Source organism: Lentzea sp. NPDC003310 (assembly GCF_040610935.1).
GTDB lineage: Bacteria > Actinomycetota > Actinomycetes > Mycobacteriales > Pseudonocardiaceae > Lentzea.
Genome location: NZ_JBEXNC010000010.1, coordinates 307,080 through 331,414, shown reverse-complemented (window position 1 = coordinate 331,414; position 24,335 = coordinate 307,080). Strand labels below are relative to the sequence as shown.

Annotated in this window: 19 protein-coding genes; 13 read left to right on the top strand and 6 right to left on the bottom strand. The window is 69.7% G+C overall.

Annotated elements, in window-relative coordinates:
* Nucleotides 1-118: 118 nt before the first annotated feature.
* The 4 genes from ABZX02_RS22805 to purL all read left to right on the top strand — a co-directional run bounded on the left by ABZX02_RS22805 (nt 119) and on the right by purL (nt 4,050).
* Nucleotides 119-730 carry a hypothetical protein gene (locus ABZX02_RS22805; protein WP_355300565.1) on the top strand — a complete coding sequence of 204 codons (612 nt, stop codon included), beginning with the start codon at nt 119-121 and terminating at the stop codon, nt 728-730.
* 157 nt (nt 731-887) lie between these two features.
* Nucleotides 888-1,127 (top strand): phosphoribosylformylglycinamidine synthase subunit PurS, encoded by a 240-nt coding sequence (gene purS / locus ABZX02_RS22800; RefSeq protein WP_030465889.1) that lies wholly within the window; start codon nt 888-890, stop codon nt 1,125-1,127.
* A complete protein-coding gene (gene purQ / locus ABZX02_RS22795) occupies nt 1,124-1,795 on the top strand; it encodes a phosphoribosylformylglycinamidine synthase subunit PurQ (protein WP_355300564.1) in 672 nt (223 codons plus the stop codon). The genes purS and purQ overlap by 4 nt, the downstream gene beginning before the upstream one ends.
* Nucleotides 1,792-4,050, top strand: a complete 2,259-nt coding sequence (gene purL / locus ABZX02_RS22790; protein ID WP_355300563.1) for a phosphoribosylformylglycinamidine synthase subunit PurL — start codon at nt 1,792-1,794, stop codon at nt 4,048-4,050. The genes purQ and purL overlap by 4 nt, the downstream gene beginning before the upstream one ends.
* A gap of 37 nt (nt 4,051-4,087) precedes the next feature.
* On the opposite strand, the gene ABZX02_RS22785 is transcribed toward purL, so the two are convergent.
* Both ABZX02_RS22785 and ABZX02_RS22780 read right to left on the bottom strand, forming a co-directional pair.
* The gene (locus tag ABZX02_RS22785) at nt 4,088-4,882 is read right to left on the bottom strand and encodes a lysozyme (RefSeq protein ID WP_355300562.1); all 795 of its coding nucleotides are present in this window, start codon (nt 4,880-4,882) and stop codon (nt 4,088-4,090) included.
* A gap of 42 nt (nt 4,883-4,924) precedes the next feature.
* On the bottom strand, nt 4,925-5,764 hold the full coding sequence (locus ABZX02_RS22780) for an aldo/keto reductase (RefSeq protein ID WP_355300561.1): 840 nt from the start codon (nt 5,762-5,764) through the stop codon (nt 4,925-4,927).
* 78 nt (nt 5,765-5,842) lie between these two features.
* On the opposite strand from ABZX02_RS22780, the gene ABZX02_RS22775 reads away from it, so the two are divergent.
* Nucleotides 5,843-6,736: a LysR family transcriptional regulator gene (locus tag ABZX02_RS22775; RefSeq protein ID WP_355300560.1), complete on the top strand. Its 894-nt coding sequence runs from the start codon at nt 5,843-5,845 to the stop codon at nt 6,734-6,736.
* Between the two features lie 859 nt (nt 6,737-7,595).
* On the opposite strand, the gene ABZX02_RS22770 is transcribed toward ABZX02_RS22775, so the two are convergent.
* Nucleotides 7,596-8,468 carry a pentapeptide repeat-containing protein gene (locus tag ABZX02_RS22770; RefSeq protein ID WP_355300559.1) on the bottom strand — a complete coding sequence of 291 codons (873 nt, stop codon included), beginning with the start codon at nt 8,466-8,468 and terminating at the stop codon, nt 7,596-7,598.
* A gap of 71 nt (nt 8,469-8,539) precedes the next feature.
* Between ABZX02_RS22770 and ABZX02_RS22765 the strand changes: the two genes are divergently transcribed.
* Genes ABZX02_RS22765 through ABZX02_RS22755 form a run of 3 tightly spaced genes read left to right on the top strand, consistent with a single transcriptional unit; the run spans nt 8,540 to nt 13,398 of the window.
* Nucleotides 8,540-9,352, top strand: a complete 813-nt coding sequence (locus tag ABZX02_RS22765; protein WP_355300558.1) for an SAM-dependent methyltransferase — start codon at nt 8,540-8,542, stop codon at nt 9,350-9,352.
* Nucleotides 9,353-9,412: 60 nt separating this feature from the next.
* A complete protein-coding gene (locus tag ABZX02_RS22760) occupies nt 9,413-11,578 on the top strand; it encodes an EAL domain-containing protein (RefSeq protein ID WP_355300557.1) in 2,166 nt (721 codons plus the stop codon).
* Between the two features lie 20 nt (nt 11,579-11,598).
* Nucleotides 11,599-13,398, top strand: a complete 1,800-nt coding sequence (locus ABZX02_RS22755; protein ID WP_355300556.1) for a glycoside hydrolase family 15 protein — start codon at nt 11,599-11,601, stop codon at nt 13,396-13,398.
* Here ABZX02_RS22755 and ABZX02_RS22750 read toward each other — a convergent pair.
* Nucleotides 13,395-16,034, bottom strand: a complete 2,640-nt coding sequence (locus ABZX02_RS22750) for a glycoside hydrolase family 2 TIM barrel-domain containing protein (RefSeq protein ID WP_355300555.1) — start codon at nt 16,032-16,034, stop codon at nt 13,395-13,397. The two genes, ABZX02_RS22755 and ABZX02_RS22750, sit on opposite strands and share 4 nt — an antisense overlap.
* A gap of 150 nt (nt 16,035-16,184) precedes the next feature.
* Between ABZX02_RS22750 and ABZX02_RS22745 the strand changes: the two genes are divergently transcribed.
* The 5 genes from ABZX02_RS22745 to ABZX02_RS22725 all read left to right on the top strand — a co-directional run bounded on the left by ABZX02_RS22745 (nt 16,185) and on the right by ABZX02_RS22725 (nt 21,083).
* Nucleotides 16,185-16,778, top strand: a complete 594-nt coding sequence (locus ABZX02_RS22745) for a DUF3558 domain-containing protein (protein WP_355300554.1) — start codon at nt 16,185-16,187, stop codon at nt 16,776-16,778.
* A gap of 122 nt (nt 16,779-16,900) precedes the next feature.
* Nucleotides 16,901-17,272 carry a transcriptional regulator gene (locus tag ABZX02_RS22740; RefSeq protein ID WP_355300553.1) on the top strand — a complete coding sequence of 124 codons (372 nt, stop codon included), beginning with the start codon at nt 16,901-16,903 and terminating at the stop codon, nt 17,270-17,272.
* Between the two features lie 15 nt (nt 17,273-17,287).
* Nucleotides 17,288-18,580: a hypothetical protein gene (locus ABZX02_RS22735; RefSeq protein WP_355300552.1), complete on the top strand. Its 1,293-nt coding sequence runs from the start codon at nt 17,288-17,290 to the stop codon at nt 18,578-18,580.
* Complete coding sequence (locus ABZX02_RS22730; RefSeq protein ID WP_355300551.1) at nt 18,577-19,383, top strand: ESX secretion-associated protein EspG; 807 nt, start codon at nt 18,577-18,579, stop codon at nt 19,381-19,383. Before ABZX02_RS22735 ends, ABZX02_RS22730 begins: the two co-directional genes overlap by 4 nt.
* A gap of 119 nt (nt 19,384-19,502) precedes the next feature.
* Complete coding sequence (locus ABZX02_RS22725; RefSeq protein ID WP_355300550.1) at nt 19,503-21,083, top strand: glycosyl hydrolase family 28-related protein; 1,581 nt, start codon at nt 19,503-19,505, stop codon at nt 21,081-21,083.
* On the opposite strand, the gene ABZX02_RS22720 is transcribed toward ABZX02_RS22725, so the two are convergent.
* Together ABZX02_RS22720 and ABZX02_RS22715 are read right to left on the bottom strand one after the other, a co-directional pair.
* A complete protein-coding gene (locus ABZX02_RS22720; protein ID WP_355300549.1) occupies nt 21,078-22,772 on the bottom strand; it encodes a hypothetical protein in 1,695 nt (564 codons plus the stop codon). The genes ABZX02_RS22725 and ABZX02_RS22720 overlap by 6 nt on opposite strands.
* Entirely contained in the window at nt 22,769-24,301 is a 1,533-nt protein-coding gene (locus ABZX02_RS22715) for a hypothetical protein (protein ID WP_355300548.1), read from the bottom strand. Before ABZX02_RS22715 ends, ABZX02_RS22720 begins: the two co-directional genes overlap by 4 nt.
* Between the last annotated feature and the right edge of the window lie 34 nt (nt 24,302-24,335).

Below are 24,335 nucleotides of genomic sequence, written 5' to 3'. Positions count from 1 at the left end.
TGCCACCGGTCTCGCTTTCGGCGAAATAGCCGGTTGGAATAGGTCCAATTCGGAGTCGTTCGGTCCCGATCGGTTGGAGTTGGTGAACTGGTGTTCGGCGCGTGCCGATGAACGCCTCGTGAGTCTGCACGCTTTCGTCGACGAGTCTCGGCGCAACAACACCTACCTGCTGGCCGCCGCCGTGGTTCTGCCGCGTGAACTGACGAAGCTTCGCAAGTTGCTCGCGGGGATGCGCATGCCGAACCAGCGTGAGCTGCACTTCAAGAAGGAGACCCCGGCGCGGCGCAAAGAGATCCTCTCCGCCCTGGTCCGAACGTCGGTCCAGGTGCACCTGTACCTGGCCTGCTGCCGCAAGGGCGAGGAACGAGCAAGGCAGGTGTGTGTCGCGCGGCTGACAGGAGACCTGCTCGACGTGGGCGCCAACCGGCTCGTGCTCGACAGCCGGGAGGCTCGCGACGAGCACGACCTCCTGACGATCAGGACCAGCCTCGGCAAGTACGCGCGGCACCGGACTCGTCTACGAGCACCTGCCCAGCGAGGGCGACGCGTTGTTGTGGATTCCGGACATCGTCGCGTGGTGCTACGGAGCCGGCGGCGACTGGCTTCGCCGGGTTCAGCCGTTGATGAGCAAGGTGACCGACCTGAGGTTGCCCTAGAAAGCGCGAAGCACGGCGGCCGACCGTCCGGACGGGCACCGTGCTCACTTCTCCGGCTTACGGGCCGAAGCTGACACAAGATTACCAAACCTCCGTGGCGAGACAAGCTCGTTCACCCGAAGGTGGCTCGGTCACGATGTGCCCCCGAACACGTGTCGCGAGGATGAACGCCCAGGTCAGGTAGGGTCGGCAGGTACCGCCAGCCCTCCCCATTCCCAGGAGCAGTCTGTCGTGGCCCGAGTCGTCGTCGACGTCATGCCGAAGCCCGAGATCCTCGACCCCCAAGGCCAGGCGGTGGCGAACGCGCTGCCCCGTCTCGGCTTCGACGGCATCACCGCCGTCCGCCAGGGCAAGCACTTCGAGCTGGAGGTCGCCGACGACGTCGACGACGCCACGCTCGCCAAGATCGCCGAGACCTTCCTCGCCAACCCCGTGATCGAGGACTGGACCGTGCGCAGGGTCGAGGCATGAGGGTCGGTGTCGTCACCTTCCCCGGCACCCTCGACGACGTCGACGCGCAGCGGGCCGTCCGGTACGCCGACGGGGAGGCCGTGCCGCTCTGGCACGGCGACCACGACCTGAAGAACGTCGACGCGGTCATCGTGCCCGGCGGGTTCAGCTACGGCGACTACCTGCGGTGCGGCGCCATCGCGCGGTTCGCGCCCGTCATGCAGGAAGTGGTCGAGGCCGCGCACAAGGGGATGCCGGTTCTCGGCATCTGCAACGGCTTCCAGATCCTCGCCGAGGCCCACCTGCTGCCCGGCGCGCTCACGCGCAACCACAAGCTGCACTTCGTGTGCCGCGACCAGTGGCTGAAGGTCGAGAACACCAGTACTGCGTGGACCGGCCGGTACGACCAGGGAGCCGAGATCCTCGTCCCGCTGAAGTCCGGCGAGGGCAGCTACCAGGCCGACGAAGACACCCTCAAGGAGCTCGAGGACGAGCACCGCGTCGTCTTCCGGTACGTCGGCGACAACCCCAACGGCAGCCGCAACAACATCGCCGGCATCACCAACGCCAGGGGCAACGTCGTCGGCCTCATGCCGCACCCCGAGCACGCCATCGACGCGCTCACGGGCCCCACGGACGACGGACTGGGCATGTTCCTGTCCCTGCTCGACACGGTGGTGAAGGCGTGATCGACACCGTCAAGAACGCGGAGAGCACTCCCGACCAGGAGCAGCCCTACAAGGAGCTGGGCCTCAAGGACGACGAGTACGCGCGCATCAAGGAGATCCTCCAAAGGCGCCCGACCGACGCCGAGTTGGCCATGTACTCGGTCATGTGGAGCGAGCACTGCTCCTACAAGTCGTCCAAGGTGCACCTGAAGTACTTCGGCGACACCACGACCGACGAGATGCGCAGCAAGATGCTCGCGGGCATCGGCGAGAACGCCGGCGTCGTCGACATCGGCGACGGCTGGGCCGTCACGTTCAAGGCCGAGAGCCACAACCACCCGTCGTACGTCGAGCCCTACCAGGGCGCGGCGACCGGGGTCGGCGGCATCGTCCGGGACATCCTCGCGATGGGTGCGCGGCCGCTCGCCGTCATGGACCCGCTGCGGTTCGGCAAGCCGGACGCCGAGGACACCAAACGGGTGCTGCCCGGCATCGTCGCGGGCGTCGGCGGCTACGGGAACTGCCTCGGCCTGCCGAACATCGGCGGCGAGGTCGTGTTCGACGAGTCGTACCAGGGCAACCCGCTGGTCAACGCCCTGTGTGTCGGTGCGATGCGGGTCGAGGACCTGCACCTCGCGCACGCCAGCGGCACGGGCAACAAGGTCATCCTCTACGGCGCGCGCACGGGTCTGGACGGCATCGGCGGGGTCAGCGTGCTCGCCAGCGAGTCGTTCGACGACACGGCCGGCAAGCGCAAGAAGCTGCCGTCCGTGCAGGTCGGCGACCCGTTCACGGAGAAGGTCCTGATCGAGTGTTCGCTGGAGCTCTTCGAGAAGGGTCTCGTCGTCGGCATCCAGGACCTCGGTGGCGCCGGGCTGTCCTGCGCGACGAGCGAACTGGCCTCCGCGGGTGACGGCGGCATGCGCGTCCACCTCGAGCGGGTGCCGCTGCGGGCCGAGAACATGACGCCCGCCGAGATCCTCAGCAGCGAGTCCCAGGAACGCATGTGCGCGGTCGTCGAACCGGGTGACGTCGAGGCGTTCCTGGCGGTCTGCGCGAAGTGGGACGTCATCGCCACCGAGATCGGCGAGGTGACCGAAGGCGACCGCCTGGTCATCACCTACCACGACGAGGTCGTCGTGGACGTGCCTCCGCGCACGGTCGCGCACGAGGGCCCGGTCTACCACCGGCCGATCGAGCGCCCCGCCGACCAGGACGAACTGCAGGCCAACTCGCCCGACCGCCTCCCGAGGCCGGCGAAGGAGGAGCTGCTCGACCTGATCAAGACCATGGCGGCCAGCCCCAACCTGGCCTCCAAGAAGTGGGTCACTCAGCAGTACGACCGCTACGTCCGCGGCGGCACCGTGCTCGCGCAGCCGAGCGACGGCGGCATGATCCGCATCGACGAGGAGACCGGCCGCGGCGTCGCGCTCTCCACGGACTGCAACGGGCGCTACACCAAGCTCGACCCGTACGAGGGCGCGAAACTCGCGCTCGCGGAGGCCTACCGCAACGTCGCGGCGACGGGTGCTACGCCCGTCGCCGTCACGAACTGCCTCAACTTCGGCTCGCCGGAGGACCCGGCGGTCATGTGGCAGTTCGAGCAGGCCGTGAAGGGTCTCGCGGACGGCTGCGCGGAGCTCGGCATTCCCGTGACCGGCGGCAACGTCAGCTTCTACAACCAGACGGGCGGAACGGCGATCCTGCCGACGCCGGTCGTGGGCGTGCTGGGCGTGATCGACGACGTGCGGCGCCGCATCCCCACCGGGATCGGGGCCGAGGCCGGCGAGACGCTGCTGCTGCTCGGCGAGACGCGCGACGAGTTCGGCGGGTCGGAGTGGGCGCACCACGTCCACGGCCACCTCGGCGGGCTGCCGCCGAAGGCCGACCTGCAGCGGGAGAAGCTGCTCGGCGAGGTGCTCGTCGCGGGCTCGCGCGACGGCATGGTCTCCGCCGCGCACGACCTGTCCGAGGGCGGCCTCGCGCAGGCGCTGGTCGAGACGTGCCTGATCGGCGAGGTGGGCGCGCGGGTCTTCCCCGAGGGCGACCTGTTCACCGCGCTGTTCAGCGAGTCGGCCGGCCGCGTGCTGGTCGCCGTGCCGCGCACCGAGGAGCAGCGGTTCACCGACATGTGCACGGCGCGCCGGCTGCCGTGGCGCAAGGTCGGCGTGGTCGACCCGGAGTCGAACGCCCTGGAGGTCCAGGGTCTCGGCGAACTGCCGCTGGACGAGCTGCGGGAAGCCTGGGAGGGCACCCTCCCCGCGTTGTTCGACTAGAAGACGGGCGAGGACGGTCCCGGCGTCGGGACCGTCCTCAGCTCGCGGCGATCCGCTGCAGCTGGTCGAACTTGCCGTTGAACAGGTTCTGGTCACCGGGGAACAATCCGGCCGCCTGCCACTGCCAGATCGTGTGGAAGTCGAACCCCATCGGCAACGGGCCGAGCTTCGAGTTGTAGTGCGCGATCCACAACGGGTTGTTGTCGCCGAACTTCACCGAACCGCCGACGCACTTGTTCCACCAGCTCGTGGACGTGTAGATCGCCGGATAGCGCTTCGTGCGCGCGTAGACCGTGTCGCTGAATTCCTTGACCCACGCCGTCATGGCGGTCTGGTTCATGTTGTAGCAAGTGTCGCCGTACGGGTTGTACTCCATGTCCAGCGCGGGCGGCAGCGTCCTGCCGTCGGGCGACCACCCGCCGCCGTTGTTCACGAAGAAGTTCGCCTGCTGCACACCGTTGGCGCGGTCGGGCAGCGCGAAGTGGTACGCGCCGCGGATCATGCCGATGTTGTAGGAACCGTCGTACTGCTGGGTGAAGTTGGGATTCCGGTAGTGGACGCCCTCGGTCGCCTTCACGTAGGAGAACCGCGCGCCCTTGTCCCAGGAGTCCTTCCAGTTGACGTTGCCCTGGTGGCTGCTGACGTCCATGCCGGGCACCTTGCCCGCTGTGGGTGGTGACTCCGCTGTCGAGCGGAGGTCACCTGTTCCTTCGTGCTTGAGGATCTGAGATCCCGCGGTGTGGTCCGCGGAGCCCTCGGGCAAGGGCGCCGCGGACGCAGGGGCGGGCGAGAGGCCGGCGACGATCGCCACGATGCTGATCAAGGTCCGCATGGACTAGATCGTGCGACCATTTGTCGCAATTTGCTACCGGGGTCACCCGTCCAGGCGGGCCAGCTCCTCGGCGGTCAACTCCAGGTGGGTGGCGGACGCCGAATCCCGGATGCTCGCCGGTCGAGAAGCACCCGGAATGGGGACTACCACTTCGGACTTCGCGAGCATCCACGCGAGACACACCTGGTGGGCGCTCACGCCGTGGGCGTCGCCGACCTCCTTGAACGGACCGCTCAGCGAGCCCGCCTTGCCGATGCCGCCGAACGGGCTCCACGGCAGGAACGCGATGCCGAGCTTCGCGCACAGCTCCAGCTCGGGTTCGCTCGATCGGAACAACGGCGAGAACTGGTTCTGCACCGCCGCGAGCCGCCCGCCGAGGATGTCGTTGGCCTGCACGATCTCGTCCGGGTTGAAGTTCGAGACGCCCGCGTAGCGGATCTTGCCGTTGTCCAGCAGTTCCTTGAGCGCCCCGACCGACTCGGCGATCGGCGTCTTCGGGTCCGGCCGGTGGAACTGGTACAGGAAGATCTGGTCGACGCCGAGCCGCTGCAACGACCCGTCGACCGCCTTGCGCAGGTACTCCGGCCGTCCGTCGAGCGCCCAGCCGCCGCCCGGGACGCGCGTGTGCCCGCCCTTGGTCGCGACGAACACCTCTTCGGACCGGCCGCGCAGCCCCTCGGCGATGAGCAGCTCGTTGTGGCCGAAGTCGGAGTCGTCGAGCGAGTAGGCGTCGGCGGTGTCGATGAACGTCACGCCCGCGTCCAGCGCGGCGTGGATGGTCTCGATCGCCTGCGCGCGCTCCGGCCTCCCCTCGACGGAGATGGGCATGCCGCCCAGGCCGATGGCGCTGACTTCCACTTCTCCGATGCGACGCTTCTGCATGCTCTCCACCTTGGACCCTTCCGATTAAGCTGTCCAACGCAAGGATGTGATCTCATTCAGCAGCTTGGGTGATGAATGATGGAACTCAGACAGCTCGACCACTTCGTGGCGGTGGCCGAGGAGTGCCACTTCACCAGGGCCGCCAAACGCATGCACATCGCCCAGTCGGGGCTCTCGGCGTCGATCCGGGCGCTGGAGGTCGAGCTCGGTGCCCCGCTGTTCCTGCGCACCACCCGCCAGGTCGAACTGACGGAGGCCGGCCGTGCCCTGCTGCCCGAGGCGCGCCGGGCGCTGCACAGCGTCGAGGCGGCGCGGGACGCGGTCGCGGCCGTCCAGGGCCTGCTGCGCGGCACGTTGTCGGTCGGCAGCCTGCAGTGCCTGCACGTGGTGCACCTGCCCGCGGTGCTCGCGCGGTTCCACGAGTTGCACCCCGGCGTGGAGATCAGGATGCGCCAGTCCGGCAACGCCGACCTGGTCGAGGAGGTGCGCGCGGGCCGGCTCGACCTCGCGTTCGTCACCCGGCAGCCGAAGCTCGCGGACGACCTGCGGGTGTCCACTTTGGCCAGTGAGCCGCTCGTGCTCGCGTGCGCGCCCGAAAGCCCGTTCGCCGCAAGGGAGTCCGTGGCACTGGCCGAGCTGGCCGGTCAGCCGTTCGTCGACTTCAACGCCGACTGGGGCACCCGCGACGACGTCGACCGCGCGCTGGCGGCCGCCGGGGTCGAGCGGCACGTCGCCGTCGAGGTCAACGACGTGCACTCACTTCTCGACTTCGTCGCCTTCGGGCTCGGAGTGGCGCTGGTTCCGCAGTCCTTCGCCCTGAAGACCGACCGCGCGCACTTCATCGGGCTTCGCGGGGACGTTCCCGCCGCCGAGACGGTCGTCGTCACCGCGCACACGGTCGGCGCCGCCGCGAGCGCCCTTCTCGACGTCGTCCTGGAGGCGAGGTCGGGTCGGCTGCACGTCGCCGGTTAGCGCCCAGCCGTCGTAGGTGGTGCGCAGCGCGGTGCCGGGCAGCAGTTCCAGCTCTCCGCGCAGGTCGGCGGGTGCGGGGTCGACGAGCGCGAGGAACCGCCCGACCTTCGCGCCGCGCACGTCGACCCTGCCCTTGAAGGTCACCTCGCTGAACGCGATGCCCCCGTCGAAGTTCGACCAGCCCAGGTCGAAGCGGCCGTGGAAGGTGGAGCCGGAGAACAGCGTCGTGCCCTGCACGTCGGCCCGCGGGAGGCGGGTGATCCCGTAGAACTGGGCTCGCCGCGCGATGAACCTCTTGACCCGGCGGCCGTCCAGGTCGAAGTACTCCAGTGCGGCACCGGTCAGGTCGAGGTCGTAGTACACCTTCTTCTTGTCGTCACCCCACGAGAGCAGGTCGCGGATCAGCCGTTGCGCGGTCCGGCGGACCTGCTGCTCCCGCTGCTCGTCCTGCGGCACCTCCTCGAGCAGCACCGTGTCCGGGTCGGCGGCGTTCTCGGCCCAGGACGGGTGCTGGAACGGCCGGCGCAGGTACGCGCACAGCACGTCGAGGACGGTCTGCTTGTAGCGCGGCGTGGAGTTCGCCAGCCACACCAGCGAGTGCATCGCGCCCACGCGCACCTGGTCGGCGTCGTTGCCCAGCAGCTCGACCGAGCGCGCGAACCGCTCGTCGGCGACCTTCTCGCTCTCCAGGAAGTGCCTGCGGTCGTTGAGCCACAACGCGTACAGCGCGATGACCGCTCCGCCCGCGACACCGGCGGTCTTGACGATCTCCACCGGCGGGGCCTTGACCAGGAAGAGGATGATCGCCGTCACGGCGGTCATCGCGACCGCGGAGAGGACGGCGGCGAGCCACTTCACGTCAGATCCTCCACGCTTCGGGCAGTTCGGGCTTCGTCGCGAACGTGCAGCCGTCCGCCTTCACGTCGGTCCACTCCGAGTTCGAGAACTTGGTCTCGCCGCCGAACTTCGTCTCCGTGAAGACCGCGAGTCCGTTCGCCCGGAACCTGCTGAACCACGCCTTGCGGCGGAAGTCGTTGTGGTGCATGTACAACCGGCCTGCCACCGTGGCGTCGGTGAGATAGACGTCGCCGTGCACGACCATGTGGTGGAACGCGTTGGACTCGTTCAGGTGCGCGACCCGCATGATCAGGTCGCCGACCTGCCGGTACGACAGGTCCATGTACTCGAGGTGCGCCTTGGTGAGGTTGAGGTCGTAGCGCGGCGGGTCCTTCTCCTCCAGCCGCGGCAGCAGGTCCTCGACCAGCCGCTGCGAGGTGAGCCGGACCTCCAGCTCGATCTCGCCCGCGTCCTCGTCGTCGGGCAGCCGCTTGAACGGGCGCCGCAGGTACGCGCAGAGGATGTCGAGCACGGTCTGCGTGTACTCGACGCGGGACTTCGCGAGGCCGGCCAGCGCGTGCATGGCGCCCACCCGCACCTGGGCGGTCTCGTGGCCCAGCAGCTCCACGGCGCGCGCGAACCGCTCGTCGGCCACACGGGACCGGTCGTGGTCGATGCGCTGGCTCTCGAGCTCCTGGCGCGCCTCCTCGACCTTGCGGCGCCGGTCGTTCAGCCAGAGCGCGTACAGGGCGACGATCGCACCGCCCGCGAGACCGCCCGTCTTGATCGCCTCGTGTTTCGGCGCGCCGGGGTCCACGAGCAGCAGCGCGCCGCCGACCAGCAGAAACGCGCCGATGGACGCGAGAATGGTCGACAGCAGCAAACTTTTCCTCACGAGGTCGGCATTCTGCCAAGGGGCAGGAGCATGATGGGGTGGAACGGTCCGAACGCGGGTGGGGTGAGCGAGTGGAGCGGCCCAACTGGGCACCGGGGGACATCGACCTGGAACGGCCCAGCGTCGCGCGTGTGTACGACTACTGGCTCGGTGGCGCGCACAACTTCGCCGCGGACCGGGCCGTCGGCCAGAAGACGCTCGAGACCATGCCCGAGCTGCGCGGGGTGGTGCTCAACCACCGCGCGTTCCTGCGCCGGGCCGTCCGCTACCTGCTCGGCCGCGGCGTCCGGCAGTTCCTCGACCTGGGCTCCGGCATCCCGACCGTCGGCAACGTGCACGAGATCGCGCTGGCCGCCGACCCCGAGGCCAGGGTCGTCTACGTCGACATCGACCCGGTGGCCGTCGCGCACAGCCGGTCGCTGCTGAACGGCAACGACCAGGTGAGCGTGCTGCACGCCGACGTCCGCGACGCGCAGGGCGTGCTGGCCTCCGCCGAGGTGGACAAGCAGCTCGACTTCGACGAGCCCGTCGCCGTGCTGATGATCGCGCTGCTGCACTTCGTCTCCGACGAGGAGGACCCGTGGGGCATCATCGGCGAGTACCGCGACCGCCTCGCCCCCGGCAGCTTCCTCGCGATCTCGCACGCCGGGTACGAGGCCGACGAGGAGACGCAGGCCTCCCGCGACGCCCGCCGGATCTACGACCGCGACGTCACGAGGATGACGCTGCGCGACGAGACCGAGCTCAGCCGCCTCTTTGCCGGGTTTGCGCTGGTCGAGCCCGGTGTCGTCCGGGTGCCCGCCTGGCATCCCGAGTCGCCGGCCGACGTGGAGGAGTCCGGAACGCGCTTTCCCGGCTTCGCCGCGGTGGGCCGAAAGGCTTAGAGATGACTCCGGACGGCGACCGGCCGTATGCTGCGCGTTCGTGGCGTTAGGGCCGAGACGATGACCGATCGGGTTGACCAGCGGGTGCGTGAGGATCGCTCTTCCTTGAGCCCGGCCGTACTGGCCGGTGCGGAGGCGTTCGCGCGCAGCTGGGCCACGGCCGTGATCGGGTCGAGCTACGTGCCGATGACCAGGGCGGAGGTCGCCCAGCACCTCCAGGACCTCACCGAGCTGCTGGTCGAGGCCCTCTTCGCGGCCCCGTTCCGCACCGCCCCTGGCTACGAGATCGGCGCCAAGCTCGTCGACGCGCACTTCACCGGCACCGACACGCTCGGCCGCACCGTCCAACTGCTCGGCGACGACCTGCTGGTCGAGCTCGGCTTCCCGGGCGACGAGCGGCTGACGTCCCGCCTGACCGCGCTGCAGGGCGCGCTGGCCGCCGGGTACGCCCGCGCGTTGAGGGAACGCACGCTCGCCGAGCAGGAGGCCATCAGGGCGGCCGTGCTGGACGCCCGCGACCAGGCCGAGTCGATGCTGCGCGCGTCGGAGGCCCGGTTCCGCGCGATGTTCACCGAGGCGGCGATCGGCATCGGCATCGCGGCCATCGACGGCCGGATCCTCGACGTGAACCAGGCCCTGCAGGACATGCTCGGGTTCAGCGTCGAGGAGATGCGCCAGTACAACGTGCGCGACCTCATGCACCCCGAGGACGCCGGCAGCGTGTGGCGGCTCTACGACCAGCTCATCGCGGGCGAGTGCGACCACTACCGCGCCGAGAAGCGCTTCCACCGCGCCGACGGCGAGCAGGTGTGGACGCACCTGACGTTGTCGCTGGTCCGCGACGACCACGGCGAGCCGCAGTACCAGGTCGCGATGATCGAGGACGTCACCGACCGCCACCTGCTGCAGAACCGCCTGCGCTACCAGGCGCTGCACGACCCGCTGACCGGCCTGCCGAACCGCGCGCTGTTCCTCGAACGGCTCGGGCGCGTGTTCAACAACCGGGCCAAGCACGTGCGCGCCGGCCTCTGCTACCTGGACCTGGACGGGTTCAAGGTCATCAACGACTCGCTCGGCCACGACATAGGCGACCAGCTGCTGGTCGAGGTCGGCCGCCGGCTCGACCACTCGGTGTCCGGCGAGGGCAAGCTGGTCGCGCGCATGGGCGGCGACGAGTTCGTGATCCTCGTCGAGGGCTCGTCCGGCGAGCAGGACATCGTGGACGTCGCGGACCGGGTGCTGACCGAGTTGGAGGCGCCGATCCGCATCGCGGGCCACGAGCTCTCGGTGTCGGCGTCGATCGGCATCGTCGAACGGGAGCTGTCCGGCACGACGTCCGCGGACCTGATGCGCGACGCGGACATCACGCTCTACTGGGCCAAGGCCGACGGCAAGTCGCGCTGGGCGCTGTACGACCCGGAGCGCAACGCCAAGGAGGTCGCCCGCTTCACGCTTTCGGCCACGATGCCGCGCGCGTTGGAACGCGGCGAGTTCTACGTCGAGTACCAGCCGCTGGTGCGCCTGGAGGACTCGAAGATCGCGGGCGTCGAGGCCCTGGTGCGCTGGCAGCACCCGGAGTTCGGCCGCCTCGCCCCGGACCGGTTCATCGAACTGGCCGAGGAGACGGGCCTGATCGTCCCCTTGGGACGGTGGGTGCTGCGCAAGGCGTGCGAGGAAGCCAGGCGTTGGCTGGAGGAGTTCGGCGACGCGGCCCCGTTCGTGTCGGTGAACCTCGCCGTCCGCCAGTCCCGCGACCCCGAACTGGTCCGCGACGTCAAGCAGATCCTCGACGAGTGCGCGCTGCCGCCGCACCACCTCCAGCTGGAGCTCACCGAGTCCGCGATCATGGGCACCGCCGACGAGCCGCTGGAGGCGCTGAGGGCGTTGTGCGACATGGGTGTGCGCATCGCGATCGACGACTTCGGCACCGGCTACTCGAACCTCGCGTACCTCAAGCACCTGCCCGTGCACGAGCTGAAGATCGCCGGCTCGTTCATGGAGGGGCTGCGCGCCGAGAACGAGGAGGACCCGGTCGACGCGCAGATCGTGGCGACGCTGGTGCAGCTCGCGCACGCGTTGTCGTTGGGGGTGACGGCCGAGGGCGTGGAGACGCCCGCGCAGGCCGCGCGCTTGCTGCGGCTGGGATGTGACACCGGGCAGGGCTGGTTCTTCGCGCGGCCGGGTCCGCCGGAGAACATCGACAGCCTGTTGCGTGGTGATCTCTAGGTCGGGGAACTCCCAGTGCCATGAAGGCATTGGCCCTGGTCGTGCTCCTCCTCGTCATGTCGGCCCCGATCGCCCGCGCCGCGGCGGAGGTGGTCCCGCTGCCCGCCGACAAGCAAGCCTTCGGCACGGCGAGATCGGCGGACAGCCCGGTCTGGTTCACGCTCGGCCACCAGGGCCTCTCCGAGATCTTCTTCCCCGACCTCAGCACGCCCGCCACCCGCGAGACCCGGCTGCTGGTGGACGGAAAGCCAGGTCAGGCCTACACCGAACCGGCGGACGACCGGTCGTTGACGTTCCGCCAACGGCTGCGCGGCGAGGGCTGGCGAGCCGAGATCACCTACGTCACCGACCCGCGGCGCGCGGCCGTCCTCGCGGACGTGTCGGTGAAGGCCGACCGTCCGGTGCGGCTGTCGGTCGAGCACGTGCCGATGAAGGGCTCCAGCGAGGTCAGGAGCACGTTGCCGGTCGAACCGGTCCGCCGTGCGCACGGCACGTTCGCGGTCGGCTTCGGTGACGGCATCGCCCAGGCCTCGCTGGACCGGGGATTCCGCATGGTGTCGAAGGAGTACGCGCAGGGCTGGCACACCTACCTCGACGGGCTGCGCCGGCCGAAGTCCGCGGACCGGCGCCTCTACGACATGTCCGTGATGGTGCTGGCGGCGACCGAGGACAAGACCCACCCCGGCGCGTCGATCGCGTCGCCGAGCTTCCCGTGGGCGTTCGGCTTCGACCGCGAGCTGGCTCCGGAACTCGGCCCTTACGCGCTGGTCTGGCCGCGCGACCTCTACCACGTGTCCACGGCCATGATCGCGGCCGGAGACCGCGGCTTCGCCGAGCGCTCGCTGGACTTCATGCTCCAGGAGCAGCAGCAACCGGACGGACACCTGCCGCAGAACACCCGTGTCGACGGCACCCCGGTGTGGCTGAAGGTCCAGCTCGACCAGGTAGCGGCACCGCTCCTGCTCGCCTGGCACCTCGACCGCCAGGACAAGTCCACAATGGACTCGCTGCGCCGCTCCGCCGACTACCTGCTGGCGTATCCGAACTCGCCGTTCAGCGAGCAGGAGCGCTGGGAGAACCAGGACGGCTACTCGCCCGCGACCACCGCGTCGGTCGTCGCCGGCCTGGTCTGCTTCGCGGACCTGGTGCAGCGCAACGGGGAGAACGCCGACAGGTACCTGAAGGCCGCCGACGAGTGGCAGCGGAAGGTCGAGGGCTGGACGGCGACGAAGACCGGCCCGTACTCGCCGAAGCCGTACTACCTGCGGCTCACCAAGGACGGACAGCCCGACGCGGCGACGAAGTACAACCTGGGCGACAACAACCCCACCGACATCGACCAGCGCGCGGTCGTCGACCCGAGCTTCCTCGAACTGGTGCGGCTGGGCGTGAAGCGCGCCGACGACCCGGTCGTGCGCAACACCGTGCGAGTCGTGGACCAGCAGTTGAAGGAACAGGGCTACTGGCACCGGTTCACCCAGGACGGCTACGGCGAGACGGCGGACGGCAGGCCGTGGGGCATCAACTGGCCGACGCCGACCCGCACTTACGGCAGGCTCTGGCCGTTGCTGACCGGCGAACGCGGTGAGTACGAGCTGCTCGCCGGGGACAAGGCCAGTGCCGCGAAGCGCCTGGAGGAGATCGCCGCGACCGCGAACAGCGGGCTCATGCTGCCCGAACAGGTGTGGAACGGCCGAGGCACCGGCTCGGCTACCCCGCTCGCCTGGACGCACGCGCAGTACGTGCGGCTGGCGTGGTCGCTCGACGCGGGCCGTCCCGTGGAACGACCCGACGTCGTCGCGAACCGCTACGACAGCTAGCGCTTCGACACGTTGTGCCCGGAGAGCTGGACGACCGGCTGTGCGCCGCCCAGGTCGGACGTCCGGTACTCGGCCCGGATCGTCTGGCTCTCACCGGGGAACAGCGTGATGTAGTTGTCGCTCCAGTCGACCGGCAGCACCTCGGCGCCGCCCTGACCCTTGCGCAGCGACGCCCGCATGAAGAACGCCACCGAGGTGCCGGTGTTCCTGACGGTCACCGACGTCGCCTGCCTGCCGTCCGTGCCCGGCGTCGTCGTGGAAGTCACCGACACCTGGCCCGCGCGCAGCGAGCTCAACGACTTCAGGTCCGTGTACTGGGCCTGCGGCGTGTACCACCAGTCACCGGCGTTGTAGTTCAGCGTGTCCGCCTTGGTGGACAGCCAGTAGACGTTGCGGTCGACCTCCTTGCCGCTCGCGTCCTTCAGCAGCAGCCGGACGAAGTACGCAGGTGACAGGCCGGACGGCTGCGGCAGGTTCCCGACCCGCACCGAGCCGTTGGCCTTGGCGGGAACGGACCGCGTCTCGTTCGCCTTCTGCGTGCCGTCGGAGTTGAAGACCGTGACCTGGAGCTGCAGGCCCTGCTTGGCCTCGAGACCCATGTTCACCACGGCGAGCGACTTGTCGTCGTAGGAGTACTGGGCGTGCAACGCCTTGTTGGCCGTCTTGGCGCCGAAGTACGACCCCGCGGTGGCGAGGTTGTAGTTGTAGAGGTGCCAGAAGAGCTTGGGCCACGGGTCGTTCTGCATCCAGTAGATGACGCCCTGCGCCTGGTTCGCACCGGTGTCGGAGAAGTCGCGGCCGAACGCCTCGAACTGCGCGCGGTTCGTCTCGTACTGCTGCAACTGCGCCTTGCGGACGAAGTCCTCGACGCTGGACGGCTTGCCGTAGCGGTTGTCGAGGGCGGTGCCCCAGAAGCCGATCTTGCTGAAGTTGCCGGACGGCGACAGGTGGTACTGCTGCGCGTTGTAGTCCGTCAGCTTGGCGATCTCGGCCGGGCTGAGGAACTTCCTGAGCTCGTCCATCTCCGGGATCGCGAGCCCGGGGCCGATCTCCGAGGCGAAGCCCGCCGAGCCGCCCTTCTGGTTGTCGTACCAGTAAACCGGCGGCTCCCACCAGTACGGGCCGTCCATCTTCATGCCCGAGTCACCGAGCTGCGGAGAGCTGCGGCGGGCGGCCGCGGTGACGATCGGCGTTTGCCAGTCGGCGCGCTTCAGGGCGTCCAGGTAGATCTTCTCGACGTCAGCCACCGGTGCCTCGTCCGAGCCGATCAGGAACGTGAACACGCTGGGGTGGTTGCGGATCCGCTTGGCCTCGCCCTCGGCGGACGCGCCCGCGACGCGCTTGTCCTCCGCGGTGAACGCGCCGGTGTTCTGCCACTTCGAGCAGCACTCCCAGCCGGTCATCAGCAGGATGCCCGCGCGGTCGGCGAGGTCGTAGATCTCGTCGTTCTCCGGCTTGCCCTCCAGCCGGATCGTGTTGAGCCCCATGGACTTCGTCAGCTGGATCTCGTCGGCGATCTTCTGCGCGTTCGTGCGCAGGAAGAGGTCGGACGCCCAGCCGCCGCCGCGGATCAGGATCGGCTTGCCGTTGACCTGGTACTGGATGTTGCCGCCGACCATCGTCGAGGTGACCTCGCGGATGCCGAAGGTCGTCTTCTGCTGGTCCGACGCGACGCCGCCCACGGTCGCGTTCGCCGTCGCCTCGTGCAGCGGCTGGCCGCCCATCTGGAACGGCCACCAGAGCTGCGGGTTCGCGACGGTGAGCGGGAACGTGACGGTCCTCGTCTCGTTCGCGGCCAGGCTCACGGTCTGGCTGTAGTTCCGGCCTGCCGCGCTCCCGGAGACGGTCGTGGTGACCGCGTTGCCGGTGTTGTTGCGCGCGTCGACCTTCACCGTGACGGTCGCGGTGTTCAGGTTCGGCAGCGGCAGGTCGGTGAGGACGTGCAGGCCGCGCAACGAGACCGCACCGCTCTGCGCGAGGTCGACGTCGCGGAACAGGCCCTGGTTGCGGTCGGGCGGGAGCTGCGCCCAGTCGATGAAGTGGATCACCAGGTCCTTGGCGGGGTCGGACGGCGACGCCTTGATCGCGAGCGCGTTGTCCCCCTTGCGCAGCAGCCCGGTGACGTTGAACTCGAACGTCGGGTACGCGCCGATCACCGTGTCGGTGCCGGCGACCTTCGTGCCGTTCAGCCACACCTCACCGCGGGAGATGACGCCGCCGTTGAGCTTGAGGAACGTGTTCACGCCCGGCTGCGGGTCCGCCTGGAACACCTTGCGGTACCACCACGGCACCTTGAAGTCGCTCGGATTCGCCTTCTTGAGGTTCTCGGAGTAGTTGACGTCGCCGTACCTGCCGTTGGCGATCAGCCCGGCCATCACGGTCGACCGAGCCGGCACCGTCAGCCAGCCCGCGTCCGAGTAGGACGGCCCGGAGATCACGCTGCCGGACTGCGTGGCGGTGGTGCTGGTCTGCATGCGCCAGTCCGGGATGGTGGACGTCTGACCGGGCGCGGCGGCCACCTGAAGCGCCGCTCCGGTGCCGGGCACGGGGCCCGCGTTGGCTGAGGTGCCTGGCACGAACAGGGCCAGGCCCACCGCCGCCACGACCAGTGTCGGCAGTGGTCGGTTGCGCAGCATGTCGCTCCTCGACGCATCGGGGCGGCGGCGCTTCGGGGTATCGTAAAGAAGGTTTCCTTTTAGTGCGGTCACCGGCAATGCGTCGTACGGGTGACGCGGGACACGTCGTTCGCCACCCTGCGTGCCCGGTGATCCGATACGTTGGCCGCCATGCGTCGACTTGCCGTCCCGTTCCTGCTGGCAGCGGTCCTGGCCGGGTGTTCAACGACAGAGCCGGGCAAGCCCTCCGCGGGCGAGCAGACCGGCTCCGCCCCGACGACCGGGTCTTCGACCGGTTCGGCCCCGGTGAACAGGCCGAAGAACGTCGACCTGATGACCTTCGACCCGTGCTCCGTGATCACGCCGGCACAGCAGGCGGCTCTGGGTTTGAGCAAGGCGGAAGCGGGTACCCCGCTGCCCGACTACGGGGAGGGGAGCAAGCGGTGCAACCTCAGCTACGTCGACCGCAAGTACAGCGGCACCATCTACACCCTGGTCAACGGCGGTGTGGACCGGCTGAAGAGGACGGTCGGTGAGTCGAAGCTCACCGCGCTGCCGGTAGCGGGGTATCCCGGCTACCTCACGCAGCGGGAGTCTCCCGGCTCCGTCGGCAACTGCGAGATCTACCTCGACGTCAACGACGGTCAGTTGTTGCTGGTGGACGCCTTCGGGCGCCTGGGAGAGACCACCGCCACCCTGGACGGTGCGTGCCAGTTGGCCAAGGCCTCCGCGGCCGCCGTCGGCGCCGCGCTCGCGGCCAAATGACAGTTGAGTAGATCTACGCGCTTATACCGGGAACCGGTCACCCGCGTAATGCATCAGAGCTAGAGTCGTCCCAAAAGCACACGCGGCCCATCCTGTCGGGGCCGTACTGAGGAGGGTGTGCCGTGTTTCTCGCGGATGGTGGAGGTGGCGCTTCGTCGCCCCCCGAGTTCGGTCAGCGCAAGCTGAAGGTGGACCCGTCGGCCATTCCACAGGCGAGGAAGGCCTTCGAACACGCACTGGCGGAGTTCGACGCCAAGATCGAGCGGGCCGTGGACGTCCTGCCCACCAGGCCGTGGGCCGAGGACCCGATCTCCGACGAGACCTCGAAGGCGTTCAACGAGCAGACGTCGGGGAAGGCGCTCGCGGCGCTGACCGCCTACAAGAAGCAGCTCATCGACGTCATCGACCAGCTCAAGGCGATCGAGCAGCAGTACATCATCACCGAGGGCAACAACGCCGCCATGTGGGGCAAGCACCTCCGAGACCAGGCCTGAGAGGGGGACTGACCGATGAGCGACCACCGTTTCCAGGGGTACGGCCACCCCGAGCTGTACAAGATGATCAACTCCGGTCCCGGCGTCTCCGCCTCCATCCCGGTGGAGCAGGGCTGGAAGCAGATCGCCGCGACGCTCGCCCAGATCGACGCCGACCTGCACACGGGTCTGACGAAGATGGGCGCGGACTGGGAGTCCGACTCCGCCGACGCCGCCCAGGCCGCGCTGTCGCCGCTGGCCGAGTGGGCAGGCTTCGCCGAGACCGGCGCGACGACCATGGAGTCCTCCGCGCGGCTGCAGGGCGAGTACATCGCCGAGGCGCGCAAGAAGATGCCCGAGGTCGTCCCCGTCACGACGGAGAAGCCGGGCTTCCTCGACTACGCCGGTGGCGCGCTGACCGGTCCGCTCGGCATGGCGCACGTCATCGGCCAGCAGCAGGACCACGAGCGGCAGGAGGCCGCGGCCGACAACGCCGCCGCCCAGGCCGTCAAGGTCATGGAGAACTACCAGTCCGACAGCGAGTGGAACGCCTCGACGCTCGGTGACATCCCGACGCCGCCGCAGGTCGTGATCGACACGCCTCCTCCCGGCGACACGGGCACGGGCAGCACGCGCGTCGGCTTCACCCAGGGCAACACGGGGATGCCGACCGGCACGGGCACGACCACCCCGTCGTTCGCGACCGGTTCGCCGGTGCCGACCGGCTCTGCCGTGTCGACCGGCTGGACGCCGCCGCCGACCGACACCACGCACACCTCGTGGACGCAGCCCCCGACGACGACGCCGCCCACGCACGTCCAGCCCCCCACCAACCTGCCGAACCCGACGCCGAACCCCACCCCGACTCCGACGCCACCTCCCGGCGGACCGGTGTTCACCCGGCCCGGCATCGGTGGCCCCGGCGGTCCTGGCGGCCCCGGTGGTCCTGGCGGCGCGAACAGCGTGCGCGGTGGCCAGCTCGGCACCGGTGGCGGCAAGGCGTTCGGGCCGATATCCGGCTCGCTCGGCTCGTCCGGCCAGGCCGGCGGCCTGAAGCCGGGTGGCCTGCCCGGCGGCATGTCCGGTCTGGGCTCCGGTCCTGACGCGCTGCGCGGCGGTGCCGCGGGTGGTGGCGCCGGTGGCGCTGCCGGTGCGGGCAGGGCCGGTGCGGCCGGTGCCGGTGCCGCCGGTGGTGGCGCGCACGGTCAGCGCGGCGAGGGCGAAGAGGACATCGAGCACAAGGCGGCCGACTACCTGGTCGAGACCGACGACGTGTTCGGCGACGACCGCCTGGTCGCTCCGCCGGTCATCGGCGGCGCGGCAGAGTGAGCCTGTTCGGCGCTCCGGCGGAGAGGGAGCCGATCGTCCTCTCCGCCGAGGAGTTCGACGTGGTCTGGGAACGGATGGACGTCGGCCCCATGCCGCTCATCCTGAAAGTTCCCACGCCCGGCAAGACGCGGGACGAGCGCATCCAGCTCGAGAACCGCGTCTTCCAGCAGTTGGACCACCGGCGCCTCGGCAACTCGCGCGGCCTCTCGTCCGAACTGGACGGGCTGCTGCGCATGTTCGTGAAGCCCGAGCGGGAGGCGGACGGCCGCCTCTGGCTCGGCCACAGCCTGCGCGTCCTCGCCGTGGCGAACGGTGACTGGGGCGCGCTCGCGACGTTGCGGGACAAGCAGCTGACGTTCCAGCCGTGGGCGGGCTCCGGGCTCGCCTCGGCGGTGCTGTCGCTGCTGCCCCAGCACCCCGCGGGCACGGGTCTCTCGGTCACGTTGCCGAGCGCGGACATCGAGAAGGCGATCTCGCAGACCGACGGGTCGCCGAAGTCGATGGAGGCCGCGTTCCGGAACGTCGGGCTGCGCGAGGACGACGCGAAGGCGCTGGTGAAGATGTTCACCGGCCTCGTGCACACCGGGAACTTCGGCGCCGCCGCCCGCGACAAGTACGGCAAGCGCTGGCGGCCCGAGCGCGTGGTCGCGTTCTTCGACACCGAGGACGGCCGCTACCTGCAGCAACGCAAGTCGTCGAACGGTCAGCCGCCGTGGAGCACGTTCACGCCGACCGACGCGCGCCGGATGATGCACCAGGTCGACGAGCTGATCTCCGAGGCGGTTCGTTCCGCCGGGGCCTGATCTCTGGTTTGATCTGACCACCGCCGCCGTGGCCAAGACCCCTTGGAGACGGCGAAATGAGCATCGACAGAAGGCTGTTCCTGCTGGCTACAGGGGCTGCACTGGTCGGGTCGTCAACGATGACGGGGACTGCCTCCGCGCAGTCCTCAGCTTCGCTGTGGCAAGAGTTCGTTGCCAACCCGTACAACCACCCGCAGATCCCGAACATCGCCTACGCCGGCTACCGCACGGGCGAGAAGCCCGCCCGCCGTCCGGTGCTGGCGAACGTCCTCTTCTTCGGTGCGCGCCGGGACGGCTCGGCCGACGCGTCCGCCGCGATCAACAAGGCCGTCGAGTTCGTCGGCAGGCTGGGCGGCGGCACGGTGTTCGTGCCACCGGGCCGCTACCGGATCGACGACATCATCCGCATCGGCTACGACAACGTGGTGCTGCGCGGCGCGGGCAGCTCCCGCACGACCTTCCACGCGACCCGGTCGCTGGAGGAGATCGTCGGCATCAACCGCAGCCGGTACGGCTCGGAGAACTCGGCGTGGAGCTGGTCCGGCGGCCTGGTGTGGGTCTGCCACCGTGACCGCTACCAGCCGCTGGTCGACGCGATCAAGGCGCGCAAGTGGCCGTTCGAGGGCTGGACGGGCAACGAGCTGGAGCAGGGTTCGACGCTCACGGCCGTAACGGGCTCCGCCGCAAGGGGTTCGTTCGTCGTGACCGTCGAGAACGGACGGTCGCTGCGGGCGGGCCAGCGCGTGCTGCTGCGCCTCGACGACTCCGAGTACTCGCTGCCCAAGCACATGTGCGGTGACGTCCCGGGCACGCAGACCTACCGGTGGGACGACAAGGACAAGCTGCTGTCGTACTTCCCCTTCCTGTGGCCGGTGAAGGTGGAGTGGGTGCTCGGCGACAGGGTCAAGCTCGCGCAGCCGTTGCCACTGGAGATCCGTCCGGAGTGGAAGGCCCGCCTCACCACGATGGCGCCGGTGGTCACGGGCGCGGGCGTCGAGGGCATCAAGATCGAGATGTTCAAGGTGCCGACGCCGAAGCACCTGCTGGACAAGGGGTACAACGGTGTCGCGTTCCAGTGCGCGTGGGACTGCTGGGCCGACGACGTGCACGTCCAGGACGTCGACAACGGCTTCCTCCTGGTGTCCTCCAAGGGGATCTCGCTGCTGAACACCCGCGTCTCCGGCCGCGGTCACCACCACGCGTACGCCGTGCGCGAGCAGTCCCACGACAACCTGACCGACGGCTTCGTGATCGAGGCGCCGTCGGAGCCGTCGCAGGCGGGCGCGGGCAACCACGGCCTGAACGTCGAGGGCCTGTCGTGCGGCAACGTCTGGACGCGCGGCCGCATGGACCACGACGTCTTCGACACGCACCGCGGCCTGCCGTTCGCCAACGTGCGCACCGAGATCACCATCAACAACGTCGGCGCGCACGGCGGCAGCGCGAACGCGGGTCCGTTGTACGGAGCGCGTTTCACGCACTGGAACGTGACGGTCACCAACCAGCGCGCCGGCAACGTCCGCATCGACCAGGTGGCGCCGTGCAGCGCGACCGTGGCGATCTCCGAGGTCCGCGACTTCGGCCAGATCGACAAGCCGGACTTCGCCGGAGAGCTGAACTCCCGCCTGGAGCTCTACGGCACGACCGACGTCACCCCGCGCAACCTCTACGACGCCCAGCGGAAGCTGCGGCGCTCATGAGCTAGCCATCTGGATCGGCAACGACCACACGACGTCGTCGAGGTCGGTGGGGAACACGACCTTCTCCACCGACCGCCCGATCCGCCGGACCCAGCCCTGCTCGGTGCACTCCAGCCGGTACGACCCGTACGTGCTCGGCGTCGTGTCCGACAGCAGCAGGTGTTGCCCGTAGGTGCGCCCTTCCGCGGCCAGGGTGCGCAGCACCTCCTCGAACTCCGGTCGTTCGGCGAGGAGCCCGTGCACGCCGTCGACGCAGACCAGCAGCTCTGGCAGCACGTGCCCCGCGGCGCGGTGGTCCCAGATCGTCCGGTGGCGGGCGTCCGCGAGCGTCCTGGTGCGCAGCGCGTGGTCCTCGAGCAGGTCCACGATCCCGTGCCGCACGTGCGGTGCCCCGTCCAGCCCCGCGAACACCCCGGTGCCGCGGAAGTCGACGAGCACGACCTGGAGCTCGTCCGGCGAGTGCCGCAGCAGCTGCCCGAGCACCACGGCCCGGATGCCCTCCGCCCGCCTGTCGTCGGGTGCCGTGATCTCGCCGTGCGGCCCCATCCCGTCCTGAAGGTGCTGGGACTTCAGATCGACCTCGACGCGCTGCCCGAACTCGTCGACGCCCACCGCCGCCCGGTACTGCAGCTTGACCGGCCGCGACCGCCACAGGTGCCGCGGCGTCTCGTGCAGCGTGAAGAAGTCCGGTGCGGGCTCCTCCTCGTGCATCAACGCCGGCAGCTCCACCGCCGCGTCGTCGAGGTTCGCGGGCACTTCGCACTCGCCGACCCGCAGGTCCGCCACCTCGTGCGGACTGTCGACCACCAGCTGCACCCCGGACTTGCCGACGTCCCGCGCCAACGCCATTAGCGCCGTCCCCAGCTCCGTGTGCGCGAGATCCGCGAACCCGTTGACGCACACCAGCAACTGCGGCAGCACCTGGTCGAACCCGCGGTGGTCGAAGATCGTCCACGTGTTGCCGACGACGTCGAGCCGTCGTTCCGACTCCGCGGTGAGCAGCTCCGCGATCCGCTGCGGATCCCTTGCGGCCCAACGATGATGCGCCACGACGTGCGGCGCGTTGGCCAGTCCGTCGAACACTCCCGAATCCTGCGCGTCGATGAACACCGCCTGGAACAACTTCGGCGAGTGCGTGGTCATCAACCCCAGCACCAGACTCCGCAACACCTCAGGCGTCGGCACGCTCAAATGCGATCCGGTGCGCCACTTCCCGTCGGCGAAGTGCGTCAGCTCCACGACCAGAGGTCCGTCCGCGCCGACCCCGACCGGCACCTTCCACCACCGCCCCGTCCACGCCGCGGCCTTGCTGAACCGCCGCAACCCGTGCAGCGACAGGAAGTCCAGCACCTCGACCCGCAGCGGCACCCGCTCCGGCAACTCGTCCACGGCGCGCGCCGTCACGACCACCCGCACGTTCCACGAGGCCGCCGCGATCCACCGGACGGTGTCGGCCAGCCCGGGATCGGTGTCGCTGCAGTACTTCCAGTCGTCGACCAGCAGTGTCGCCCCGGGTTCCGCCCCGCGCTCGAACCACGCCAGCAGGTTCTGCCGCCGCCGCTCGTCACCGGGGTCGAAGCTCACCGCGACCCCGGCCATCTCGCCGCGTCCGATCCGGTAGATCCCGTTAATCCCGGCGAGGCGCCGCGCGACGACGTCGGCGGGTCCGATGAGGGCGAGGTGGTTCACGGCAGCGCGATCTGCGCTGGCAGGCGGCCGGGCAGGGCGAGGCCGAAACCGGGCCGGTCCGGTACGCGGGCGGCCTGGTCGGGGTCGACCAGTGACGTGGCCGGGTCGTCCAGGCGGAACTCGACGGCGAAGGCCAGGCTGTCGCGGATGAACGGCGGCACCTGGTTCCACGTGCGCGCGGTCACGACGATGTGGCGTTGCGGGTCGAGCGGCTCGCCGGGGCCGTCCAGGAGTTGGTAGCGCTCAGGATTGCCCAGCACCGCCCGGAGTGCGCGCAGCGTCGAGCTCTTGCCCGTGCCCGGCTTGCCCACGATGGCCCCGTGGCGCAGTTCCCCGGTGAAGTCGGGCACCAGGACGTCGCGGTGGTGCTCGGAGGGCGTGCCCACCAGGCCGATGGCGCCAGGCGGCAGCGCGGCCAGCCTCAGCTCCGTCGAGGACGGTCGTGGCGGCAGGGTGAGCTTCTGGGTGGACTGGAAGGCGCCGGGCGGTGGCAGGGCGAGCACGTGCGCGGGCGGGCAGGTGTCGGCCAGGGCCGGTGGCAGGACCTCGGCCCACTCCTCGAGGTCGTACGGCGGGACCGCCGCCGGCCAGGCGGGGATCTGCGCCGGCGGGGTCGCCGCCGGCCCGTCACCGGAGTAGAGCAGGTGGACGCCGAGTTCGTGACCCGCCCCGCTGAGGGACTGCAGGAGGCCGCGGTAACCGGGGTGTCGTTCCACCAGCGCCTCGGGGCTGTCCACGCAGACCAGGAGAGCGGGGAAGGGCTCGCCCGCCTGCTTGAGCCGGCGCCGGCGGTCGAGTTCGCCGGCCAGGCCGACGTGGAACTGCTGGAGCATCTCGTCGTCGTCTTCGCCCGTGAACGCGCAGGCCACGTGCGGCGCCGCCTCCAGACCGTCGAACAACCCGACGCTCTTCATGTCGAAGAGGGCGAAGTTCAGGTCCGCCGACGAGTGCGTGACCATGAGGCCCAGCAACGCGCTCAGCAGCTTCTGCTCGCGTTCCGCGGGCGGGGCCAGGCAGGCGGCGAGTGTCGCGTTGACGTCCACGTACACCGGCCAGCCGCGGGCGTCGGCCCCGATGGCCGCCCGGAGGTCCTGGCGCTGGTACTTGTTGCTCAGGTCGGGCTCGATCCCGTGCAACGCCAGGAAGTCCGTCGCCTCGCCGTGCAGCTGCCGCCGCAACCGCTCCGGCACGTCGGCCCACTTCCGCGCCGTGACGACGGTCTGCACGCCCCGCGCCGGCCCGAACGCGGCGATCCACTCGACGGTCCGGTCGAGCTCCGGGTCGAGCCCCGCGCACAGCTCCCAGTCGTCGAGCAGCAGCACCGCCCCCGCCGGCGCGCCGCGCTCGAACCAGTCCAGCAGGCTGCGGCACCCCGGCTCGTCCGCCGGGTCGAAGGTGGCGGAGACGGGCAACGGGTCGGCGCCGCGCCCGATCCGGTACACCGAGATGTTCGGCGCGGCCGCTAGAGCCGCCGTCAACCGCTCCCTGGTGGCCTGCCCGGGACCGACGACGGCGAAGTTCCTGATCACCGCCCACATATACCAACAGCCCCGAGAGCGCCGC